Origin of the sequence: Kitasatospora sp. NPDC088391 (assembly GCF_044753345.1) — a bacterium.
In the GTDB taxonomy this organism is placed as follows: Bacteria; Actinomycetota; Actinomycetes; order Streptomycetales; family Streptomycetaceae; genus Kitasatospora.
The window spans coordinates 240,289-260,513 of record NZ_JBIVNB010000012.1 but is presented as its reverse complement, the minus strand read 5'-3'; the positions used below and the strand labels follow the sequence as shown (position 1 = coordinate 260,513).

Annotated in this window: 18 protein-coding genes and 1 pseudogene; 10 read left to right on the top strand and 9 right to left on the bottom strand. The window is 74.3% G+C overall.

Annotated elements, in window-relative coordinates:
- Window positions 1–5: 5 nt before the first annotated feature.
- Together ACIQBJ_RS30365 and ACIQBJ_RS30360 are read right to left on the bottom strand one after the other, a co-directional pair.
- Entirely contained in the window at window positions 6–2,306 is a 2,301-nt protein-coding gene (locus ACIQBJ_RS30365) for a molybdopterin oxidoreductase family protein (RefSeq protein ID WP_400716893.1), read from the bottom strand.
- On the bottom strand, window positions 2,303–3,415 hold the full coding sequence (locus ACIQBJ_RS30360; RefSeq protein WP_400716891.1) for an MFS transporter: 1,113 nt from the start codon (window positions 3,413–3,415) through the stop codon (window positions 2,303–2,305). Before ACIQBJ_RS30360 ends, ACIQBJ_RS30365 begins: the two co-directional genes overlap by 4 nt.
- Window positions 3,416–3,759: 344 nt before the next feature.
- Between ACIQBJ_RS30360 and ACIQBJ_RS30355 the strand changes: the two genes are divergently transcribed.
- Window positions 3,760–4,323 carry a MarR family winged helix-turn-helix transcriptional regulator gene (locus ACIQBJ_RS30355; RefSeq protein ID WP_400716888.1) on the top strand — a complete coding sequence of 188 codons (564 nt, stop codon included), beginning with the start codon at window positions 3,760–3,762 and terminating at the stop codon, window positions 4,321–4,323.
- Window positions 4,324–4,399: 76 nt separating this feature from the next.
- Window positions 4,400–4,852 carry a hypothetical protein gene (locus ACIQBJ_RS30350; RefSeq protein WP_400716886.1) on the top strand — a complete coding sequence of 151 codons (453 nt, stop codon included), beginning with the start codon at window positions 4,400–4,402 and terminating at the stop codon, window positions 4,850–4,852.
- Window positions 4,853–4,873: 21 nt separating this feature from the next.
- On the opposite strand, the gene ACIQBJ_RS30345 is transcribed toward ACIQBJ_RS30350, so the two are convergent.
- Together ACIQBJ_RS30345 and ACIQBJ_RS30340 are read right to left on the bottom strand one after the other, a co-directional pair.
- A complete protein-coding gene (locus tag ACIQBJ_RS30345) occupies window positions 4,874–5,119 on the bottom strand; it encodes a hypothetical protein (RefSeq protein WP_400716945.1) in 246 nt (81 codons plus the stop codon).
- Between the two features lie 223 nt (window positions 5,120–5,342).
- Window positions 5,343–5,576 (bottom strand): annotated as a pseudogene (locus ACIQBJ_RS30340) (class I SAM-dependent methyltransferase); the annotation flags it as partial.
- 200 nt (window positions 5,577–5,776) lie between these two features.
- Here ACIQBJ_RS30340 and ACIQBJ_RS30335 point away from each other — a divergent pair.
- The gene (locus tag ACIQBJ_RS30335) at window positions 5,777–6,151 is read left to right on the top strand and encodes a hypothetical protein (RefSeq protein WP_400716884.1); all 375 of its coding nucleotides are present in this window, start codon (window positions 5,777–5,779) and stop codon (window positions 6,149–6,151) included.
- Window positions 6,152–6,244: 93 nt separating this feature from the next.
- On the opposite strand, the gene ACIQBJ_RS30330 is transcribed toward ACIQBJ_RS30335, so the two are convergent.
- On the bottom strand, window positions 6,245–7,282 hold the full coding sequence (locus tag ACIQBJ_RS30330; RefSeq protein ID WP_400716882.1) for a LacI family DNA-binding transcriptional regulator: 1,038 nt from the start codon (window positions 7,280–7,282) through the stop codon (window positions 6,245–6,247).
- 389 nt (window positions 7,283–7,671) lie between these two features.
- Here ACIQBJ_RS30330 and ACIQBJ_RS30325 point away from each other — a divergent pair, with 389 nt between their 5' ends.
- The 4 genes from ACIQBJ_RS30325 to ACIQBJ_RS30310 all read left to right on the top strand — a co-directional run bounded on the left by ACIQBJ_RS30325 (window position 7,672) and on the right by ACIQBJ_RS30310 (window position 12,263).
- The gene (locus ACIQBJ_RS30325) at window positions 7,672–8,823 is read left to right on the top strand and encodes a Gfo/Idh/MocA family protein (protein WP_400716880.1); all 1,152 of its coding nucleotides are present in this window, start codon (window positions 7,672–7,674) and stop codon (window positions 8,821–8,823) included.
- A gap of 100 nt (window positions 8,824–8,923) precedes the next feature.
- The gene (locus ACIQBJ_RS30320; RefSeq protein WP_400716878.1) at window positions 8,924–10,072 is read left to right on the top strand and encodes a dihydrodipicolinate synthase family protein; all 1,149 of its coding nucleotides are present in this window, start codon (window positions 8,924–8,926) and stop codon (window positions 10,070–10,072) included.
- A 14-nt stretch (window positions 10,073–10,086) separates the two neighbouring features.
- Window positions 10,087–10,959 (top strand): sugar phosphate isomerase/epimerase family protein, encoded by an 873-nt coding sequence (locus ACIQBJ_RS30315; protein ID WP_400716875.1) that lies wholly within the window; start codon window positions 10,087–10,089, stop codon window positions 10,957–10,959.
- A 173-nt stretch (window positions 10,960–11,132) separates the two neighbouring features.
- A complete protein-coding gene (locus ACIQBJ_RS30310; protein WP_400716873.1) occupies window positions 11,133–12,263 on the top strand; it encodes a glycerate kinase in 1,131 nt (376 codons plus the stop codon).
- A gap of 88 nt (window positions 12,264–12,351) precedes the next feature.
- On the opposite strand, the gene ACIQBJ_RS30305 is transcribed toward ACIQBJ_RS30310, so the two are convergent.
- Together ACIQBJ_RS30305 and mptB are read right to left on the bottom strand one after the other, a co-directional pair.
- A complete protein-coding gene (locus ACIQBJ_RS30305; RefSeq protein ID WP_400716868.1) occupies window positions 12,352–13,668 on the bottom strand; it encodes a glycosyltransferase family 87 protein in 1,317 nt (438 codons plus the stop codon).
- A complete protein-coding gene (gene mptB / locus ACIQBJ_RS30300) occupies window positions 13,662–15,131 on the bottom strand; it encodes a polyprenol phosphomannose-dependent alpha 1,6 mannosyltransferase MptB (protein WP_400716866.1) in 1,470 nt (489 codons plus the stop codon). The genes ACIQBJ_RS30305 and mptB overlap by 7 nt, the downstream gene beginning before the upstream one ends.
- Before the next feature lie 351 nt (window positions 15,132–15,482).
- On the opposite strand from mptB, the gene ACIQBJ_RS30295 reads away from it, so the two are divergent.
- The 3 genes from ACIQBJ_RS30295 (at window position 15,483) to ACIQBJ_RS30285 (ending at window position 18,033) form a co-directional block, all read left to right on the top strand.
- Window positions 15,483–16,439, top strand: coding sequence for a GNAT family N-acetyltransferase (locus ACIQBJ_RS30295; RefSeq protein WP_400716864.1), 957 nt, complete (start codon window positions 15,483–15,485; stop codon window positions 16,437–16,439).
- Window positions 16,436–17,575, top strand: a complete 1,140-nt coding sequence (locus ACIQBJ_RS30290) for a lysophospholipid acyltransferase family protein (protein WP_400716862.1) — start codon at window positions 16,436–16,438, stop codon at window positions 17,573–17,575. The genes ACIQBJ_RS30295 and ACIQBJ_RS30290 overlap by 4 nt, the downstream gene beginning before the upstream one ends.
- Window positions 17,576–17,766: 191 nt before the next feature.
- Window positions 17,767–18,033, top strand: a complete 267-nt coding sequence (locus tag ACIQBJ_RS30285; protein ID WP_400716860.1) for a metal-sensitive transcriptional regulator — start codon at window positions 17,767–17,769, stop codon at window positions 18,031–18,033.
- Window positions 18,034–18,248: 215 nt separating this feature from the next.
- Here ACIQBJ_RS30285 and ACIQBJ_RS30280 read toward each other — a convergent pair whose 3' ends face one another.
- Window positions 18,249–18,515: a metal-sensitive transcriptional regulator gene (locus ACIQBJ_RS30280; protein ID WP_093864646.1), complete on the bottom strand. Its 267-nt coding sequence runs from the start codon at window positions 18,513–18,515 to the stop codon at window positions 18,249–18,251.
- 237 nt (window positions 18,516–18,752) lie between these two features.
- Window positions 18,753–20,123 carry a rhodanese-like domain-containing protein gene (locus ACIQBJ_RS30275; RefSeq protein ID WP_400716856.1) on the bottom strand — a complete coding sequence of 457 codons (1,371 nt, stop codon included), beginning with the start codon at window positions 20,121–20,123 and terminating at the stop codon, window positions 18,753–18,755.
- Between the last annotated feature and the right edge of the window lie 102 nt (window positions 20,124–20,225).

Genomic DNA, 20,225 nt, shown 5'->3' with positions numbered 1-20,225 from the left:
GGCGGTCAGCCCCTCTCGGCGGTGCCGCGGCCCTGCGGCGAGGTCGGCGGCAGCGGGTCGGTGCGCGAGACCTGGGCCTCCGGGTAGGCCTCCCGGCCCGGCGGCACCGGTGGCGCGGGCACCGGGTCGATCGTCTCGGCGCGCTCGATCCGGACCGCGCACACCTTGTACTCGGGGATCTTCGAGCGCGGGTCCAGGGCGTCGATCGTCAACTCGTTGGCCGCGACGGGGTACGGCCAGTGGTAGGGCACGAAGACGTGGTCGGGGCGGATCGCCTCGGTCACCAGCGCGGGCAGCACCGAGGTGCCGCGCCGGGTCGTCACCCGCACCGGGTCGCCGTTGGCGAAGCCGTGCGACGGGTGGACCTCGACCCAGGGGCGCGGCGTCTGCTCGACCAGGCCGCCCAGCCGCCGGGTCTGGTTGCCGGACAGGAAGTGCGCGACGGTGCGCCCGGTGGTCAGCGTCATCGGGAAGTCGTCGCTGTACGGGTCGGCCGGCGGGTGCCACTCCACCACCTGCAGGTGGACCTTCCCGTCCGGGTGGTACGTCCGGCCGCCCTCGAACAGCCTCGGCGTTCCCGGGTGTTCGAGGCTCGGGCAGGGCCAGGCGATGCCGCCGGTCCGCTCCAGCCGCTCGTAGGTGATGCCGTAGTAGTCGATGACGGTGCCGGCCGAGGCGCGGCGCAGCTCGTCGAAGACCTCGCGGGAGCCCTCGAAGGCGAACTTGCTGCCCTGGCCGAGGCGTCGGGCGAGTTCGCACAGCACCCAGGTGTCGGTGCGCACGCCCTCGGGCGGCTCCTGCGCCTTGTTGTGCTTGACCACGCGGGCCTCGGCGTTGGCCATCACGCCCTCGTCCTCGGCCCAGGTCGTGACGGGGAAGACCACGTGCGCGTTGGCGGCAGTCTCGGAGAGGAAGAAGTCGAACTGGGCGTGGAACTCCAACTGGTCGTAACCGTCCTTCACCACCGCGTAGTTGGGCAGCGAGACGAAGGGGTTGTTGCAGACGCCGATCAGGCCGCGGATCTCGCCGCGCTGCATCTGCCAGACCATTTCCATCATCGACGTTCCGGCCTGCGGGAGTTCGGACTCCTCGATGCCCCAGATCGCGGCGACCTGGCGGCGGTGCGCCGGGTCGTTGATGGAGCGGCCGCCGGGCAGCAGGTCGGACTTCTGGCCGTGCTCGCGGCCGCCCTGGCCGTTGCCCTGGCCGGTGATGGTGCCGTAACCGGCGCCCGGGCGGCCGAGGTTGCCGGTGGCGGTGCACAGGTTGATGACGGTCAGGCAGTTCTCGACGCCCTGGGTGTGGTGCTCGATGCCGCGCGCGTGCCAGGCCATCGCCCGCCGCGCCCGGCCGAACACCCTGGCCACCTGGACGACTTGCTCCTCCGGGATGCCGCAGATCTCGGCGGCGCGGCTGGGCGGGTACGCCTTGACGGTGGCCCTGACCTCGTCCCAGCCGGTGGTGTGCGCGGCGAGGAACGCCTCGTCGGTGAGGCCCTCCTCGACGATGACGTGCAGCACCGCGTTGAAGAACGCCGCGTCCGTACCGGACTTGAGGGCGACGTGGATGTCGGCGGTCCGGGCGACGGCGGTCTCCCGCGGGTCGACGACGATCAGGGTGGCGCCGCGGTCGCGGGCGCCCCACACGTACTGGGTCATCACCGGGAAGCACTCGCCGACGTTGGAGCCGGCGATCAGCAGGCAGTCGGTCTGCAGGATGTCGGAGAACGGGTTGGCGGCCCGGTCGATGCCGAAGGCCAGCTTGTTGGCGCCCGCCGCGCTGACCATGCAGAGCCGGCCGTTGTAGTCGACGTGCCGGGTCTTCAGCGCGACCCGGGCGAACTTGCCGACCAGGTACGTCTTCTCGGAGAACAGGCTGGCGCCGCCGAGCATCCCGAAGGCGTCCCGGCCGCTCTCCTGCTGGATGCGCCGGACCTCGGCGACCGTGTGGTCCAGCGCCTCCTCCCAGCTCACCTCGCGGAACGGCTCGTCGCGGCTGCGGCGCAGCAGCGGCGCGGTCAGCCGGTCCGGGTGGTTGACCTGCTGGTAGGCGTTGATGCCCTTGGGGCACAGGCGCATCCGGTTGATGTCGTGGTTGCGCGGCTCGACCCCGAACACCTTGCCGTGGCCGTCCACCCGCAGGTACATGCCGCACTGCACGCCGCAGAAGCAGCAGTGGGTGGGGACCAGGGTCTGCTCGGTCTGGTCGGCCCGCCAGGCGGCGGCGGGCAGACCGCCCGCGTCGCGGAAGCCGCGGGTGCCGAGCGGGGCGACGCTCGGGTCCAACGGGACGTGTTCGGCGGTCACTTGAAGCCTCGCTTGACGTCGGAGAGGTAGGCGGTGCCGCGCAGCACCCGCTTGCAGCGCGGGCAGTACTCGGCCCACCCGTCGAAGGCGAGGTCGAGGTCGCGCATGGTGGCGCGCAGGTTCTGCACGGCGGCGACGGTGTCGATCGGCTGCCCGCAGCGCCGGCACGCCTGGAGTTCCTGCTCGTCCGTTCCCCGGCGCCTGGCCGTGTACTTGAACAGCTGCATGCCGACGGCGGCGGGGCGCTGCACGATGTGGAAGAACTTCCCGAACGGCAGGTAGACCAGGGTCAGCACCACCGACACCATGTGCAGGATCGCCAGGAACTCGTAGCCGCCGCCGTGCAGGAACATCTCGGAGAAGGTCAGCAGCAGGCCGGTCACCGAGATGGTGAGCAGTGCGAGCAGTGGCACGAAGTCGTAGCCGAAGCGCTGGCCGGTGGTCGCGGCGCGGTCCCGCATCCGGCGCCACAGGAAGTAGCCGGCGCCGCCGATCACCATCACGGCCGCCAGGTCGAGGCCGTGGTAGAGCGCCCAGCCGAGCAGGCTGCCGGAGTCGAAGCCGAACAGCTTGAAGCCCCACAGCCGCATCTCGTAGCCCGGGCCGTTCGCGCTGGAGGAGGTGAAGGTGAACCAGCCCCAGGTCAGCGGGAAGGTGATCGCGGCCGCCAGCAGGCAGCCCCAGAAGATCAGTTGGTGGGCGGCCCAGCGGGCGTGCGAGCGGGCGCCGAGGAACTTCTGGAAACCCAGGTAGGTGGCGATCATCTTCGGCAGCGCGGCGGGCGAGCGCTTCAGGTTCTCCCAGGACAGCGCCGCCTTCCAGCCCTCCGTGAACAGTCGGCGGGCGGCGGGCGCGGACACCCACACCATGTACCGGTAGACCACGCCGAAGGTCAGGAAGACCGTCGCCACCGCGTACGGCACCAGCGCCGAGTCGAAGTCCCGCAGGCCCCGGCTGCCGAGCACGATCGCCACCACCAGCAGCACGCTCGCCCCGGCGGCCACCCCCGAGGCGCGCAGCGCGGTCGAGGTGCCGCCCGGCAGGGCGGACGGTTCCGCCGGGTCCGGTCCGGCTGGTCCGTCCCCGGGGGGCGGCGGTGTCCCGGCCACGCGCACTCTCCTAGCTAGCGTCCGACGAGCTGATCGGACTGACGCCCCGTCAGCGACGTCCCTCCGCCCCGGACCTTAGGTGATCACCCTCCGTGTCCGCTCGACCACTGGTCCGACTGCGGCGCGCCACTGGGCCGTCCGGGCGAGCCGACGGCGCGCCGCCCGGCGCGGGGGGGGCGGGTGACCCGGCGACCGGGTGACCGGGTGGCCGGGTGGGCGACTGCGGGGGCGCGGGGCAGCTGCGCGAGGGCCTGGACGGGGACTGTGGGGGCGGAGACGGGGGCTGCGGGGGCTGCCCGCTCGGCACTGGCCCGACGAGGTGCCAGCAGTTAGGGTAGGGCTTCATGATGAAGGACGTACATAATTCCGGCACGGCCGAGGACCCGAACGGCCACCTCTACGACCCCGCGCTGCGCACCTCGCTGCACGCGTTCGCCCGGGGCGGCGACATCCTCCCGCTGGAGGCCGCCGCCGCCGTCCGCTCCGCCGCCCAGGCCCTCGACCGGCTCCGCTCCCACGGCGCGGGCGGCCGCGGCCTCAGCGCCGGCGCCCTCGACATCCTCACCCGCCTCGCCACCGCCGAGGACCGCGACCGCGGCCTCAGCGTCGGCGAACTCGCCCGGGCCGCCGGCGTCAGCTCCCGCAACGTCACCGGCCTGGTCGACACCCTCGAACGCGACCACCTGGTCCGCCGCGCCCAGGACCCGGACGACCGGCGCTCGGTCCGCGTCCTGCTCACCGTCGAGGGCGAAGCCTGGCTCGACGCCTTCCGGCAGCCCACCCAACGCGCCATGTCCGCCGTCTTCCGCGGCTTCACGCCCGAGGAACTCGCCGCTTTCCGCCATCTCTGCCTGCGCCTGGTCGCCAACCAGCACCTGATCGAACAGCACTTGAACGCCGGACGCTGAGCACCTGCCCGTCGCCCCCCGCCACCACATCCCGCCCGCCACCACACCCCGCCGCCCCGGCCCACGGAGGCCCGCCATGACCGGCACCGACCGACCGAACACCGCTCCCGACCGACCCGTCCGCCCCGCAGCCGACCACCCCGTCCGCGTCTACCACGAGGCCCGCTTCCGCGGCGACGTCGACACCGCCGCCGCTCAGACCGGCCCCGGGTTCGCCTTCCGCAGTCCCTTCGTCCGCTCCGACAGCCCGACCGGCCACCTCGACGGGCTCGACGGCCTGTTGCGCATCGTCACCTCGGTCGACCTGATCAGCGAGTTCTACGCTGAGGACCGGGCCACCCTGGTGTACGACGTCCACACCGCCTCGCCCGTCGGCACCCAGCACACCGCCGAACACTTCCGGCTCCGGGACGGACGGATCACCGGCATCGACCTGATCTTCGACGCCACCCCCTGGCACGCCCTGATGGCCGCCGCCGGACCGGCCGCCACCCGCCGCCCCGCCGAACCGGAGCCGCGCCCGGCGTAGCCGCCCGCCCCCGGCACCGCCTCACTCGGCACCACCAGCATCACCGCCGCCATCACTGTCGGCAGGCAGCAGCCGCGCCGTCGCGCAGTTGATCCACATGCCGCACGGCACCCGGCCGTCCGCCCCCGCCAACCGGCCGCACTCCCACTCGAACTCGGCCCGCAACGCGGACAGTTGGCCGCCGTCCAGGGCCACCAGGTCGTAGAAGCCCGCGGTGACGACCCGCCGGACCCGGTCCGGGCCACCGGCCCCGAGGTCGACCGCCACCGGTCCAGGACAGCGGGCCGAACCCGGCCGGCCCCAGCAGCCCTTCCAGGCCCTCCCGGCGGCGGGTCCGCCGGTCTCCGATCCGCGGCATCCGGCGCCCGGCCGGGGCCACGTCGGGGTACGGGCCGGCCAACTCCAGGAACAGCTCCACCGCGCCGCCGCCCACCGCGACCGCGAACGTGCCACCCGGCCGCAGCACCCGCGCCGCCTCCCGCACCACCTGCTCCACGTCCGCCATCAGCCTCAACGCCAGGTACGACACCACCGCGTCGAACGCGCCGTCCGCGAAAGGCCGTTGCTGTGCCCGCCCGACCCGCAGACCCGAGCCCGCGAGCGCCGGGCGGTGGCGGGCCGACCCGATCTCCGCCGCCGACAAATCGATCCCCGCCAGCATCTGCGCACCCCGGCCGCCCAGTTCCTCCAGCAGCGGCCCGTCCGCACACCCCAGGTCCAGCACGCCGCGCGCACCGGCCACCCGCACCGCCAGCACCTGGCGACCGGTCGAACCGCCCGGCGCCCGCACCCGCGGCCCTCTCCTCACTCATCCAGCCGACGTTCCAACTCCCCACCCGGGAAAGCCCGTCGGACCGACCGCGCCCGCGCACGGCGGACCGAAAACCGGGTGCGGGGACGGCGCCGGTCGGCCACCCTGGCGGCATGAGACGGAAGACCCCGCAGGAGAAGAAGCGGCTCAGCTACCTCAAGGACCGCCGCAACGCGTACGGCGAGAACGACAAGAGCTCCCGCCGGAACATCGCCCGCTCCCGCCGGGCCGACCACCACACGGTGCGCAACCGCGCACGTCTCGCCCTGGTCCGGGTACGCGCCTCCGAGGGCCAACTCGACGACTCCGAGGTCCTGTTCACCCGCCGCTCGACCGGCCGGTGGCGCAAAGCGCCCGACACCCCGCTCGCCGAAGTGGTCGCCGCCCGGCTGGAACGGCGCGTCGCCCTCGGCATCGACGCCCCGGAACGCAACGCCGCCCGCCTCGCCCGCGTCCGCCGCCACCTGGCCCGGCACCCCGACCGATAACCGCACCACCCGGCAACCGGGCCGCAATCCCCCGAATAGCCCGCCCCGAAGGGAGTTGGGGAACGTCGACCGGCAGTAGGGCCCGACCGACCGTCAGTCCACCCTCGGGGCGGCCGTGCTGTCGCGCAGCACCACCTCCGCGAAAGCCTCGCTGACGTCCCGCCGGGCGCCCGGCTCGCGGAGCGCCAGGCGCACCGCGGACTCCCCCATCGCGACCAGCGGCAGCCGGACGGTGCTGAGCGCCGGAGCCAGGTCCGTCGCCAACGGGATGTCGTCGAAGCCCGCCACCGAGATCTCGCCCGGCACCGCGATCCCGCGCGCCCGCAGTTCGGCCAGCGCACCGGCCGCGCAGATGTCGGACAGCGCGATCACCGCCGTGGGCAAGGGAGTTCCACTCTCCCGGGCGACGTCCAGGATGCGCGCCATCGCGGCCTGACCGCCCTCCCGGGTGAACTCGGCCCGCTGGAGCATCCCTTCCGCCAGCTCCAGACCGGTCTGGCGCAGCCCCGTCAGGACGCCGTCGAGCCGGTCCACGGCCACCTGCATCCGCTCCGGGCCGGTGATCACCGCGAACCTGCGGTGGCCGAGCTGCTGCAGGGCATAGGTGAGGGAGGTCGCGCCGCTCTCGTTGTGGACGTCCACGGTGTCGTACTCGACGCCGTGCTCGGTGATCGCCACCACCCGGCCGCCCTGCTCCTGATAGACCGCCAGCGCCTCGTCCAGCTGCCGCCGCGCGGCGAAATCGGTGTACGCCGAGCCGGCCAGCACGATCGCCCGGGCCCGGTGCGCGTGCAGCGTCCGGATCGCCTCCAACTCCCGCCGGGGATCGCCGTCCGTGCTGACCACCAGCGACAGCAGGCCCGCCCGCGCGGCAGCGTCGCCCACCCCCCGGGCGATCCCGCCGAAGTACGGGTCCGCGACGTCGTGCAGCAGCACTCCGATCGTCGAACCCGTGGAGCGGGCCAGCGCCTGGGCCGGGGCGTTGGGCAGGTAGCCCAGCGCCTCCGCGCTGGCCCGGACCTTCGCGGACAGCTCCTCCGTCACCGACCGGGCCGAGCCGTTCAGCGCCCGCGAGGCAGTGGCCAGCGAGACCCCGGCGTGCCGGGCTACGTCCCCGAGAGTGACAGCCACCGATGCTCCTCGTTCCCTCGCGCTGCGCCCCGACGATCGAGGCCCCTTGATCGAGGCATCAGATTACCGCCCGGCCGGACTGCCTTGACCGCAGCGATCCGGCGGCCTAGCCTCGGCGATGGAAAGCGCTTTCCGAGGGCTCTTCGCGGCCACCTTGGAAAGCGCTTTCCATCAAGTCTCGCAACACCTCCGCCGGGTCGGTCGACCGCCCGGGCGAGCCGATCGGAAAGCGATTTCCGACCGGCTCGTCCGGGCTTCTTCGGGCCAGTGCGGAAAGCGCTTTCCAAACCTGCCCGTCCGGCGTCGATCGTCCGAGGCCGACCTGTCAGGTGCGGGGGCGAGCGGCCAGCGGGCCGCGCCCCGGCACCGTCCACGAAAGGACCTCCCTCATGTCCCGCAGGGTCATCGGCATCGTCATGAACGGCGTCACCGGCCGGATGGGCTACCGCCAGCACCTGGTGCGCTCGATCCTGGCCATCCGCGAGCAGGGCGGGCTGCCGCTCGGCGACGGCGAGGTGCTGTGGCCGGAGCCGATCCTGGTCGGCCGCAGCGCCGCCAAGTTGGCGGAGCTGGCGGCCCGGCACGGCCTGGAGCACTGGACCACCTCGCTGGACGAGGCGCTGGCCCACCCGCTGGCGGAGATCTACTTCGACGCCCAGGTCACCCCCGCCCGGGAGGGGGCGATCAAGGCCGCGATCGCCGCCGGGAAGCACGTCTACACCGAGAAGCCGACCGCCGAGTCCCTGGACGCCGCACTGGAGTTGGCGCGGCTCGCCCGGGATGCCGGGGTCCGCAACGGAGCGGTCCAGGACAAGCTGTTCCTGCCCGGCCTGCTGAAGCTCAAGCGGCTGGTGGACGGCGGGTTCTTCGGCCGCATCCTCTCCGTGCGCGGCGAGTTCGGCTACTGGGTGTTCGAGGGCGACTGGCAGGAGGCGCAGCGCCCGTCGTGGAACTACCGGGCCGAGGACGGCGGCGGCATGATCCTGGACATGTTCCCGCACTGGCGCTACGTGCTGGACGGGATCGTCGCCCCGGTCCGTTCGGTGTACGCGCACGCGGCGACGCACGTCCCGGAGCGGGTCGACGAGCGGGGCCGTCCGTACCGGGCGACGGCCGACGACGCCGCGTACGGGGTGTTCGAGCTGGAGGGCGGGATCGTCGCGCAGGTCAACTCCTCCTGGGCGGTGCGGGTGGACCGGGACGAGCTGGTGGAGTTCCAGGTGGACGGCACCGAGGGCAGCGCGGTGGCCGGGCTGCGCAACTGCCGGGTGCAGCACCGTGCGACGACCCCGAAGCCGGTCTGGAACCCGGACCTGCCGGCGACCGAGCCGTTCCGTTCGCAGTGGCAGCAGGTGCCGGACAACGGCGAGTTCGACAACGGGTTCAAGGTGCAGTGGGAGCTGTTCCTGCGGCACGTGGTGACGGACTCGCCGTACCAGTGGGACCTGCTGGAGGGCGCCAAGGGCGTGCAGTTGGCCGAGCTGGGCCTGCGCTCGGCCCGTGAGGGCCGCCGCCTGGACGTCCCCGAACTCACCCTCTGAGCCGTCCCTTCCCCCTTCTCGACCTCTACTCCCTCCCGACCCCTGCTCCCCTCCCCCGACCGCGATCCGTGCGATCGGCCGACCTCCGAGGTCTGACACCATGACGCATCTCGACCTTCCCGGCATCGGCCGGTACCGGCTGCGCGACCCGCAGCAGTTCCCCGTCCCGCCGGGGCCGTCCTCCTCCCGGGTGGCGTTCGCGGCCGCCCACGTGGTGGCCGATCCGCTGGGCGGCAACGCCCCGGGGGCGCCGGCGGCCGTGGACTGGGAGGCGACGATGGCGTTCCGCCACCGCCTGTGGTCGCTGGGCCTCGGGGTCGCCGACGCGATGGACACCGCGCAGCGCGGCATGGGCCTGGACTGGGCGGCGACCCGGGAGCTGATCGCCCGGGCGGGGGCGGAGGCGCGGGCTGTCGGCGGGCGGCTGGCCTGTGGCGCGGGAACCGACCAACTCGTCTCTGCGGAGGTGTCGTTGGCGGAGGTGGTGGCCGCGTACGAGGAGCAGTTGGCGGTGGTGGAGGCGGCCGGGGCGCAGCCGATCCTGATGGCGAGCCGGGCGCTGGCCGCGACGGCGCGCGGCCCGGAGGACTACCTCTCGGTGTACGGGCGGCTGGTCGAGCAGTCCGAACGGCCGGTGATCCTGCACTGGTTGGGCGAGATGTTCGATCCGGCGCTGGCGGGCTACTGGGGTTCGGCGGACCTCGACGCGGCCGCGGCGACGGTATTGGAGTTGATCCGGAGCCGTCCGGGGCGGATCGACGGCATCAAGGTGTCGCTGCTGGACGCGGGTCGGGAGGTCGCGCTGCGGCGTGAACTCCCGGACGGGGTGCGGCTGTACACGGGTGACGACTTCAACTATCCGGAGCTGATCCGGGGCGACGCGGCCGGGCACAGCGATGCCCTGCTGGGGGTGTTCGATCCGATCGCGCCGGTCGCGGCGGCGGCCCTGCAGGCGCTGGACGCCGGTGACACGGACCGCTACGAGGCGCTGTTCGGCCCGACGGTGCCGCTGGCGCGGCACCTGTTCGCGGCGCCCACGTTCCACTACAAGACGGGCATCGTGTTCCTGGCCTGGCTGTGCGGACACCAGGACCACTTCACGATGGTGGCGGGCGCGCAGAGCGGCCGATCGGTGAGCCACCTGGTGGAGCTGTTCCGACTGGCGGACGCCGCAGGGGTGTTGGCCGATCCGGAGTTGGCCGCCGGTCGGATGCGGGAGTTCCTGGCGCTGGCGGGAGTGCGGGCATGAGCGGGAGTACGGGTATGAGCGGGAGTGCGGGCATGGGAGCCGGGCGGGTCGCCGAGGGGTGCGAGCGGCTGTCGCTGAACCAGATCACCACCAAGGGGTGGAGCCTGGAGGAGGCGGTGCGCGGGTGCGTGGACGCCGGCATTCCGGCGATCGGGCTGTGGCGGGACAAGGTCGCGGAGGTGGGCCCGGCGCGGGCGGCCCGGCTGTGCCGGGACGCGGGGCTGGTGGTGAGCAGCCTGTGCCGGGGCGGTTTCCTGACGGCCGGGGACGAGTCGGCGCGGCGGGCGGCTTTCGCGGACAACCTGGCGGCGATCGAGGAGGCGGCCGAGCTCGGCACCGACACGCTGGTGCTGGTGGTCGGCGGGCTTCCGGCCAGCAGCCGGGACCTGGCCGGCGCGCGCCGTCAGGTCGCCGACATGATCGGTGAACTCGCCCCGCACGCGGGTGACTTCGGCGTCCGGTTGGCGATCGAGCCGTTGCACCCGATGTTCTGTGCCGACCGTGCGGTGGTGTCCACGCTGGGCCAGGCGCTCGATCTGGCCGAGCCGCACCCGGCCGACCGGGTCGGTGTCGTGGTGGACAGCTACCACGTCTGGTGGGACCCGGAGTTGGAGTCCCAGTTGGCCCGGGCGGGGGCGGGTGGGCGGATCGCCGCGTACCAGGTCTGCGACTGGACGCTCCCGCTCCCGGCGGACGCGCTGCTGGGCCGGGGGCACGTCGGTGACGGCTGCATCGACTTCGGCTGGCTGACCGACCGGGTCGCGGCGGCGGGCTACCGGGGCTGGGTGGAGGTGGAGCTGTTCAACGAGGAGGTCTGGAACACGCCGGGCGACCGGACCCTGGCCGTCCTGAAGGAACGCCACCGGGCGCACATCGTGCGGTCCTGACCGTAGGACGCCCGGACCGGGCGCACGACGGGCTCGGAGCGTCCGACGGGTTCGGGCACGGGGCGGCTTCGGGCGGACGACGGGTTCGGGCGCGGGGCGGCCGGGCGGGGCAGTCGGGCGGAGCGGCGGCGGGGCCGGATGATGGTCGGGTGCCGGGAGCGGATGAGTATCGAGTGAGTGGAGGTGGGCGGGTGCGGGTCGTGGTGGCGCCGGATTCGTTCAAGGGGACGATCGAGGCGGCGGACGCGGCGGCGGCGCTGGCTGCCGGGTGGCGGTCGGTGCGGGCGGCGGACGAGGTGTGCTGCCTGCCGATGGCGGACGGCGGCGAGGGCACCCTGGCGGCGGTCGTCTCGGCGAGTCCGGGGGCCGAGCTGGTCGAGGTGCCGGACGTGACCGGTCCGGACGGCCGTCCGGTGCCGGGGCGGTTCGCCCTGCTGCCAGACGGGACGGCGGTGGTGGAGCTGGCGGTGGCCAGTGGACTCCCGCTGCTGGGAGGCGAGTTGTGTCCGCTGACGGCCACCACCCGGGGCACCGGCGAGACTGTCGCCGCTGCACTGGCCGCCCGGCCGGTCCGGCTGCTGATCGGGTTGGGCGGCTCGGCGTCGACCGACGGCGGCTTCGGCCTGCTGTCCGCGCTGGGTGCCCGGCTGCTGGACGAGGACGGGAACCGGCTCTCCGACGTACCGTCAGATCTTGACCTCTCGCTGGGTGTTGCCGCTTCGGTCGACCTCTCCGCTCTTCCCCCGGCTCCGCCCGGCGGGGTGTTCCTGCTGACCGATGTGACCAATCCGCTGCTCGGGGAGCGCGGCGCGGCGGCGGTCTACGGGCCGCAGAAGGGTGCGGGAGCGCGCGAACTCCCACTGCTGGAAGAAAGGTTGACGCGGCTTGCGGCGCTGCTCGGCGGCGATCCGGCCGTGCCGGGCTCGGGGGCGGCCGGCGGCACCGGGTACGGGCTGATCGCGGCGTGGGGCGCGGTGGTCGAGCCCGGCGCGGTGGCGGTGGCCGAACTGCTGGGCCTGCTCGGCGCGTTGGCTCCGGCGGATCTGCTGATCACGGGCGAGGGACGGTTCGACGCCACCAGCCTGCAGGGCAAGGCGGTCGGCGAGGTGGTGCGGATCGCGGCGGCGGTCGGGGTGCGGTCGGCGGTGGTGGCGGGCGAGTCCGCCGTTTCCGGACCGGAGGTGCTGACGCTGTCGGCGCTGGCGGGTTCTTCCGCCGCCGCCCGGGCCGAGCCGGGCCGCTGGCTGTTCCGGGCGGGCGCCGAACTGGCGGAGCGGCAAAAGGTCGACGGCCCGACCGGCTGACTTCCCGATCGACCGGCCGGCTCCCGACCCCGGCCACCGGTCCCATCGGTCCCGTCGGACCCGCCGGTGCCGCCGGTGCCGCGCGGGCTCAGCCGACGGTCGCGGGGGCGGGTCGCCGGCGGTCCGGGTCGGTGTCCGGGCCCGGGTCGGCATTCACGCCCACCATCACGTCCCGGCCGCTGTGCTCCGCGGACTCCGCGGCGCTCTCGAACTCCCCCGGCCCGTCGGCTCCTTCGGGCTGCCGCCGGATCGGCATGGCGACCAGCAGGGCGACGGTGACCAGCACGTAGACGCTGCCGCCGAGCAGGGTGCCGAGGTCGCGGCCGTCCGACCGCCACAGCCACACCATGCCGCTGCTGATCACGAGTTGGAGCAGCCAGCCGAGGGTGAGCAGGGCACGGCGGCGGCCGGTGCGGGGGCGGCGCAGGGTCGCGTCGGCGAGGACGACGAGGGCGGGGAGCATCCAGACCAGGTGGTGGACCCAGGTGATGGGGCTGACCAGGCAGCAGGCGATGCCGGTGAGGCTGTACGCGGCGAGGGTGTCGCGGGCCTTGGTGGCGCGGCGCAGGCGGTGGGCCCAGATCGCCAGGACGACGAGGGAGGACGCCACCCACAGGGAGCGGCCGGGGAGTTCGGGTCCGAGGCGGGCGATCAGGCCCTGCAGGGACTGGTTGGACATGTTGGCGAAGCCGCCGACCCGGTTGGTGTCCCAGAGGGTGACGGTCCAGAACTGCCGGGAGACTTCGGGGGCGATCAGGAAGCCGAGGCCGGTGGCGCCGAGCGCGGTGACGGTGGCGGTGAGGGCGGCGCGCCACTGGCGGGTGATCAGCAGGTGGACGATGAACAGGGCCGGGGTGAGTTTGATCGCGGCGGCCAGTCCGGTGCCGGTTCCGATGAGGAACTTCCAGCGGCCGTGGGCGAGGCGGCTGTCCGCGAGGCGGCGGTCGGCGAAGACCAGGGCGACCAGCAGCAGGTTGACCTGGCCGAAGCTGAAGGTGTCGCGGACGGGGTTGGTGAGCGCGCACAGGCAGGCGGCGAGTCCGAACGCGTACCAGCGGCACCAGCCGTGGCGGCGGGCGATCGGGTCGACCAGCCAGTACAGCAGCAGGGCGGTGGCGACGGCGGAGAGGGCGACGCCGACGGCGATCGCCGGGTGCCAGCCGAACAGGCGCATCGGCAGCATGCAGACCGCGGCGAACGGCGGGTAGGTGAACCCGTAGACGGTGCCGGGCCGGACGTAGTCGTAGAGCTGCCCGGTGTCGGTCCAGTGCCGCACGGTGCCGTAGTAGACGCCGATGTCGAACCAGCCCCGGTGGCCGGGGATGACGGCGAGGACGACGGTGGTGACGAGCACCGCGAGGGCGAGGACCGTGGTCCTGGCGATGGTGCTTCCCCGCTTCAGCAAGCCGGCTGCCTTTCCTGGAAAGTCATCTGACGTTCGGTCAGAAGAATGGTGGCGGCTCCGGCGGCCAGGCCGCCCGCGGCGAGCACCAGCTCGGCGGAGTCGGGTCCGAATCCGTCCGGCATCACGGTGAACGCCAGGACGGCGCAGGCGAGTTCGACGATTCCGCGGGTGCGGGCGGTCCGGGCGGCGAGGGCGGCCGGGACGAGGCACCACAGGGCGTACCAGGGTCGGAAGGCCGGGCCGAGGGCGACCAGGGCGCCGAATCCGAGCGCGAGGGCGGCCACGGTCTCGTGCCGGCCGTCGGCGACCCGCCGGGCAAGCAGCAGGATCGTCGCGGCGGCCAGTGCCAGGCCGAGCAGGCGGACGGCGGTGACCGGGACTTCGGGGGTGCTGTCGGCGAGGTGCGCGATCATCCGGCCGGTGGTGCTGGTGAGCGACCAACTGGTGGCGGTGGCCGGGGTGGTGAGCGCGCCGATCCACCCGTAGCCGGTGCCGGCGGCGGCGGTGACGGCGGCCGTGGTGACGGCGGCGGCGGCCGCCACCTGGGCGGCGGTGCGCAGTCGGCGCGGCCCGAGCGCTCCGAACGGCCGGGGCGCCCCGGTCGGCCCCCCGGGCGGCTCCCCGGGCGGCCGCGACTGCGGCAGATCGTGGTCGGCCAGCCACCAGACGGCGGGCAGGGCCAGCAGGGCGGGTGCCTTGACCAGGGCGGCGGCGGTGACCAGGACGGCGGCGAGCAGCGGGCGGCGGCGGGTGGCGGCGAGCAGGCCGCCGAGCATCAGGGCGAGCGGCAGGGCGTCGTTGTGGGCGCCGGCCACCAGGTGCAGCAGGAGCAGCGGGTTGAGGGCGCCGATGCGCAGTGCGGCGGCCGGGTCGGTGCCGAGGGCGCGGGCCAGCCGGACCAGCAGGGCGGCCAGCGCGGCGACCGCGAGGGCGGCGGTCAGGCGCAGCAACAGTGTTCCGGCGTAGGGGTGTTCGGCCAGCGGGGCGGTGGCGCGGGCGAGCAGCATGAAGCCGGGGCCGTAGGGCGCGGGGGTGTCCTGCCAGACGTGCGGCACCTGCTGGGCGACGGGGCCGCCGAGGGCGGCGGGGCCGACGGTGTAGACGTCGAAGCCGTGCCGGAGCAGGGCGCCCTGGGCGAGGTAGCTGTAGACGTCGCGGCTGAACAGTGGCGGCAGGAGCAGCAGTGGGGCCGCCCACCAGGCCAGGGTGGCGGCCAACCAGCGCGGTCGGGGCGGTGGTTGGCCGTCGGCGGGGCGGCCGAGGAGCAACCAGGCGGCGGTCAGGACGGTCAGGCCGGCGAAGACCAGGGCGGTGCCGGCGCCGCCGGAGGCGCGCAGGGCGGGGCCGGTGCTGGCGGCGGGCAGCGCACCGGCGGTGAGTCCGCCGGCGGCGAGCGCGAGCGAGCCCAGGAGTCCGAGCCACCGGTACCGGCTCGGGTAGGCGTTCGCGCCCGTGTTCGGCATGTCGGGAACGCTGGCAGAGCGCGGTGGCCCGTGGGCGAAGAACCCGCGTCCGACGGGTGGCCGGGGGGCGTCCGGATCGGGCCGCGACCCGGCTGAGCTCGGCGGCCACCGTGCTTGCGGCGCGCGGGGGTTCAGGGGGTGTCCGGAGGGCCGAACCGGCCATTCAGCATGTGCACATCTGATCTCCCTCGGGCGTCCACCTGGGGGCCAGTCGCACAGGGGAGACATACGGGTGCCGCCCGTGGCCGGGCCGCCCGACCGGCGGACCGACCCGAGTGTTCGTGTCGTTGCGTGTCGTCCCGTGCCGTCTGTCGCCACCGTATCGCGCCCCGAGATCCCGGAGAGTCCGCCATGACCACCGCCCCCGCCCGCCCCGCCAAGTCGTCCTCCGCGTCCTCCGTGTCGTCCGTGCCGTCGTCCGCGTCGCCCTCCGCTTCGTCTTCGGCCCGGGGCCGCTCCGGCGCGCCCGCGGTCGACCAACAGCCTTCGTACCAGCTCTCGTTCGCCCGCTCGGCGGAGGACGTGCGGGCCGCGCAGCGGCTGCGCCACCAGGTGTTCGCGGACGAGATGGGCGCGGTGCTGGATTCGCCGGTGCCCGGCCTGGACGTCGACCCGTTCGACGAGTTCTGCGACCACCTGCTGGTGCGCGAGCAGCCGGGCGGCGAGGTGGTCGGCACCTACCGGCTGCTCCGCCCCGAACAGGCGCGCCGCGCGGGCCGGTTGTACTCGGACACCGAGTTCGACCTGGCCCGGCTGGGCGGGCTGCGGGACGGCATGGTCGAGGTCGGCCGGTCCTGCGTCTCCGAGGCGCACCGCGGCAACGGCGCGGTCATCAACCTGATGTGGGGCGGCATCGCCCGCTACATGACGGCGACCGGCAACGCCTGGCTGGCGGGCTGCTGCTCGGTGCCGCTGGCGGACGGCGGGGCGACGGCCGCCGGGGTGTGGGACGCGGTGTCGGCGAAGCACCTCGCGCCGCAGGAGTACCGGGTCGCGCCGCTGCGCCCGTGGTCGTCGGAGGGCGTGGCCCGGCAGGGCCGCACGCCCGTCCCGGCGCTGCTGCGCGGCTATCTGCGGCTGGGCGCGTGGGTGTGCGGCGAGCCCGCGTACGACCCGGACTTCAACGTCGCGGACCTGTACGTGCTGCTGTCGCTGGAGCGCACCGACCCGCGCTACCTGCGGCACTTCCTGGCCGCCGCGGCCGACCTGCCGGTCTCCGCGATCATCGGCGGCCCGGCCTCCGTCGGCTCCGCCGCCGAGGGCGGGATGCCGGTCGGGCGCCAGGTCGGAACGGCGACGGCGGCATGAGTGCCTGGTTGCCGGCCGCGCCGTGCACGCCCGGTGACTGCGTGACGGTCGCCGGGCCGCGGGTGGGGCTGCCGCAGCGGGTGCTGCGGCTGGCCGGGTGCCTGCTGGTGCTGGCCGCCGGGATCGCGGCGGTGCCGCTGGTCCGCGTACTGGCCTGGCTGCCGGGCGAGCGCCTGGTCCGCGGGTGGGCGCGGCTGCTGCTGGCCACGCTCGGCGTCCGGGTGCGGGCGCTCGCCGCGCCGCCCGGGCCGGAGGCGGGCCCGCAGTCCCGTACCGGGTCCGGGCGGAGCGCTCGGGGTGCCCGGGCCGCCCGGGACATCCGGGGTGTCCGGGCTGCCCGGGGTGCTCAGGGCGACCGGGGCACCGGCTCGCTGGTGGTGGCCAACCACATCTCCTGGCTGGACATCCTGCTGGTCGCCGCCGTCCGGCCGGGGCGGATGCTCGCCAAGACCGAGGTGGGGCGCTGGCCGGTGCTCGGCCCGGTGACGTCCTGGGGCGGCACCATCTTCATCGACCGGGACCGCCTGCGGGCCCTGCCCGACACCGTCGAGGAGATCGCCGCGGCGCTGCGCCGGGGCGAACGCGTGGTGGTCTTCCCCGAGGGCAGCACCTGGTGCGGCCGCGGCGGCGGGCGGTTCCGGCCCGCCCTGTTCGAGGCGGCGGTCCGCGCGGACGTCCCCGTCCAGCCGCTGACGCTCCGTTACCGCACCGCGGACGGGCCGAGCACGGCACCGGCGTTCGTCGGCGAGGACGGCCTGCTGGCCTCGCTGTGGCGGGTGGTGTCGGTGCGCGGGCTGACCGCCGAGGTCGAGCTGCTGCCGCAGTTGCCGCCCGCGCTCTTCCCGGGACGCCGCCGACTCGCGGCGGCCGCCCAGCGGGTGGTGGACCGGCAGCGCTACACCGACGGTGTGCCGGACTTCCCCGACTGCACCGCCTGCTCGACGGGCGCGCACCCCGCCGAGCGTCCGACCCGCACGCCCGACGATCCCCGACGATCCCCCCTCGACGCCACGGCCCGGACGCCCGCCGCCGTGTCCGCCCCGCCCTCCGCGGTAGCAGCAGCGGACAGCACCGCGACGGCGGACGCTTCCCGGCAGCCGGTCGGAACGGGGGTCGGCGGTCGGCCGTTGCGGTGACGCCCCGCCCGGGGCGCCCGCCCGGGGCTCCGGGGTCGGAGCCGGGGCCGTCCGTGCACGTTCGACGCGGCGGCCGGTCGGCCGCCGGGCCCGTTCGCCGGACCGCGTTCCGCCCCGCTCCTGGTCGGGGCGGTCCGACGGGTCCGCTCCCGTATGATCGGGCGGGTTCGGAGAAGGCAAGGAGGTGCTCGATGCAGGTGGACGAGGAAGCCGTGGGCGCGGTGCTGAACCGGCTGCGCCGGGCGCAGGGCCAGCTGACGGGCGTGATCGCGATGATCGAGGCCGGCCGGGACTGCAAGGACGTGGTGACGCAGCTCGCCGCCGTCTCCCGCGCGCTCGACCGGGCCGGGTTCAAGATCCTGGCCAGCGGGATGCGCCAGTGCCTCGCCTCCGGGGACGAGGGCGCCCCGCCGATGACCGAGGCGGAACTCGAGAAGATGTTCCTCACCCTGGCCTGAGCAGTACGCCCTGCCCGTCCCGGAGCCAGCCCCGGAGCCCGTCCCGGACCGAAGCGGCAACGTGCACGTGACCCTCCGGGCCCGGGGAGCGAACGGGAAAGCGCTTACCCGTTCACCCGTCACCGTCACCGTCCCCCGTTCCGAGCCGCGCGAGAGCGGTGCCCGCCCCACCCCGGCCGACGCGGGGCGGGAGCGCCGGCGCGACCCGTCCCGGCTCACGCGAGGGTGAGGAAGAGCTTCTCCAGTTCGGCCTCGGTCATCGGGGCGGCGCCCTCCTCGGCCCCCGCCATGCACTGCCGCATGCCACTGGCGACGATCTTGAAGCCGGCCCGGTCGAGTGCGCGCGAGACGGCGGCGAGCTGCGTCACCACGTCCTTGCAGTCCCGGCCGGCCTCGATCATCGCGATCACCCCGGCCAGTTGGCCCTGGGCCCGGCGCAGCCGGTTCAGCACCGCACCGACGGCTTCCTCGTCCACCTGCATGGGGTCCTCCTCGTCCTCGGCGGGCGGCCGTCCGGATCGGCCCGCCCGACGTTCGTCGTCCGTCTTCACGTGTGGCTTCGTCTTCGCGTGCGTTCCCCCCGGCCGACCGGCGTACCGGCGGGACGGGACGGGGGCCGGGCAGGGCTTCCACTCATACCCCCGCCGGTATCAACCGGGGGTGTCGGGGGCGCATTCCCGGAAGCCCCGGCCCCCTCGTCGACGCTCGTCCTCCGCGTGTCAGTGCGCGGCCTCCCAGGCGCCGTAGCCACCGAGCAGGTCGGAGGTCCGGGGGTGGCCGTGGTGGCGCAGCAGGCTGGCGGCGATGGAGGAGCGGTGGCCGCCCGCGCAGTGCACGACGACGGGGCGGTCCTGGGGTATCTCGGCCAGCCGGTGCGGGAGTTCGGCGAGCGGCAGGTGCACCGAGCCGGGTACGGCCCCGGCCGCGCGCTCGGCGCCGTCCCGCACGTCGACCACCAACGGCGGTTCGGCGCCCGCGAGTTCGACCCGCAGGTCGGCGACGGTGCGGCGGGGTGCCTGGCGCATCTGCTCGGGCACGGAGCGGAACGTCCCTTCGGGGTCGGCGAGATGGCCGACGACCCGGTCGAAGCCGATCCGGGCGAGGCGGGTGACGGTCTCCCGCTCCCGGCCCTCGGGGGCGACCACCAGCAGCGGCCGGGCCGGGTCGAGGACGGTGCCGGCCTGTTCGGCGAAGCGGCCGTCCGCAGGGACGTTGACCGCGCCGGCCAGGTGCCCGGCGGCGAACTCCAGCGGGTCGCGGGCGTCGACCACGACGGCGCCGTCGGCGCGGTGCCCGAGGAAGGCCGCGCCGTCGAGCGGGGCGGCGAGCGCGGCGGCGTCGAACAGGTCGTGCTCGCGCCGGTTGAGGTCGGCGTCGTAGCCGAAGTAGCCGGGGGCGGTGGGCTGTCCGGCGGTGACGATGGCCACGAACTCGTCCTCCGACATCGGCGCGCAGGCGTAGTTGGTGGCGCGCTGCTCCCCGATGGTGGACTGCCGTTCGGTGGACAGGTTCTTGCCGCAGGCCGAGCCGGCGCCGTGCGCGGGGAACACCCTGACCCGGTCGTCCAGGGCCATCAGCTTGCGCTGGACGCTGTCATGGAGCATCCGGCCGAGCCCGTCCGCGGTGACGCCGACGGAGGCGAGCAGGTCGGGGCGGCCGACGTCGCCGATGAACAGGGCGTCACCGGTGAGGACCCCGTACGGGACCGCGTCCTGCGCGCGTTCGCGGACCAGGACGCTGATCGACTCGGGGGTGTGGCCGGGCGTCTCCATGATCTCCAACTCCACCTCGCCGAGGCTGATCCGCTCGCCGTCGACCAGTTTGCGGATCGGGTACTCGGTCTCGGCGCGCCACCCGTAGCCGATCCAGGCGCCGGTGCGGGCGGCCAGTTCGAGGTGGCCGGAGAGGAAGTCGGCGTGGAAGTGGGTGTTGATGACGCCTTCCACGGTGAACCCGCGGGCCTCGGCCTCGGCGAGGTACTCGTCCACGTCCCGGCGCGGATCGACCACCACGGCGCGGCCGGTGCGCTCGTCCGCGATCAGGTACGAGGCCTGGGAGAGGCAGTCGAGGTAGTACTGGGCGAAGAACACGAGGTCCTCTTCTCTGTGTCGGTTTCGGTGCCGCCATCGGTGCCGCCATCGGTGCCGCCATCGGTGTCAGCGCCAGTGCCGGTTACCGGTTCCGGTGTCGTC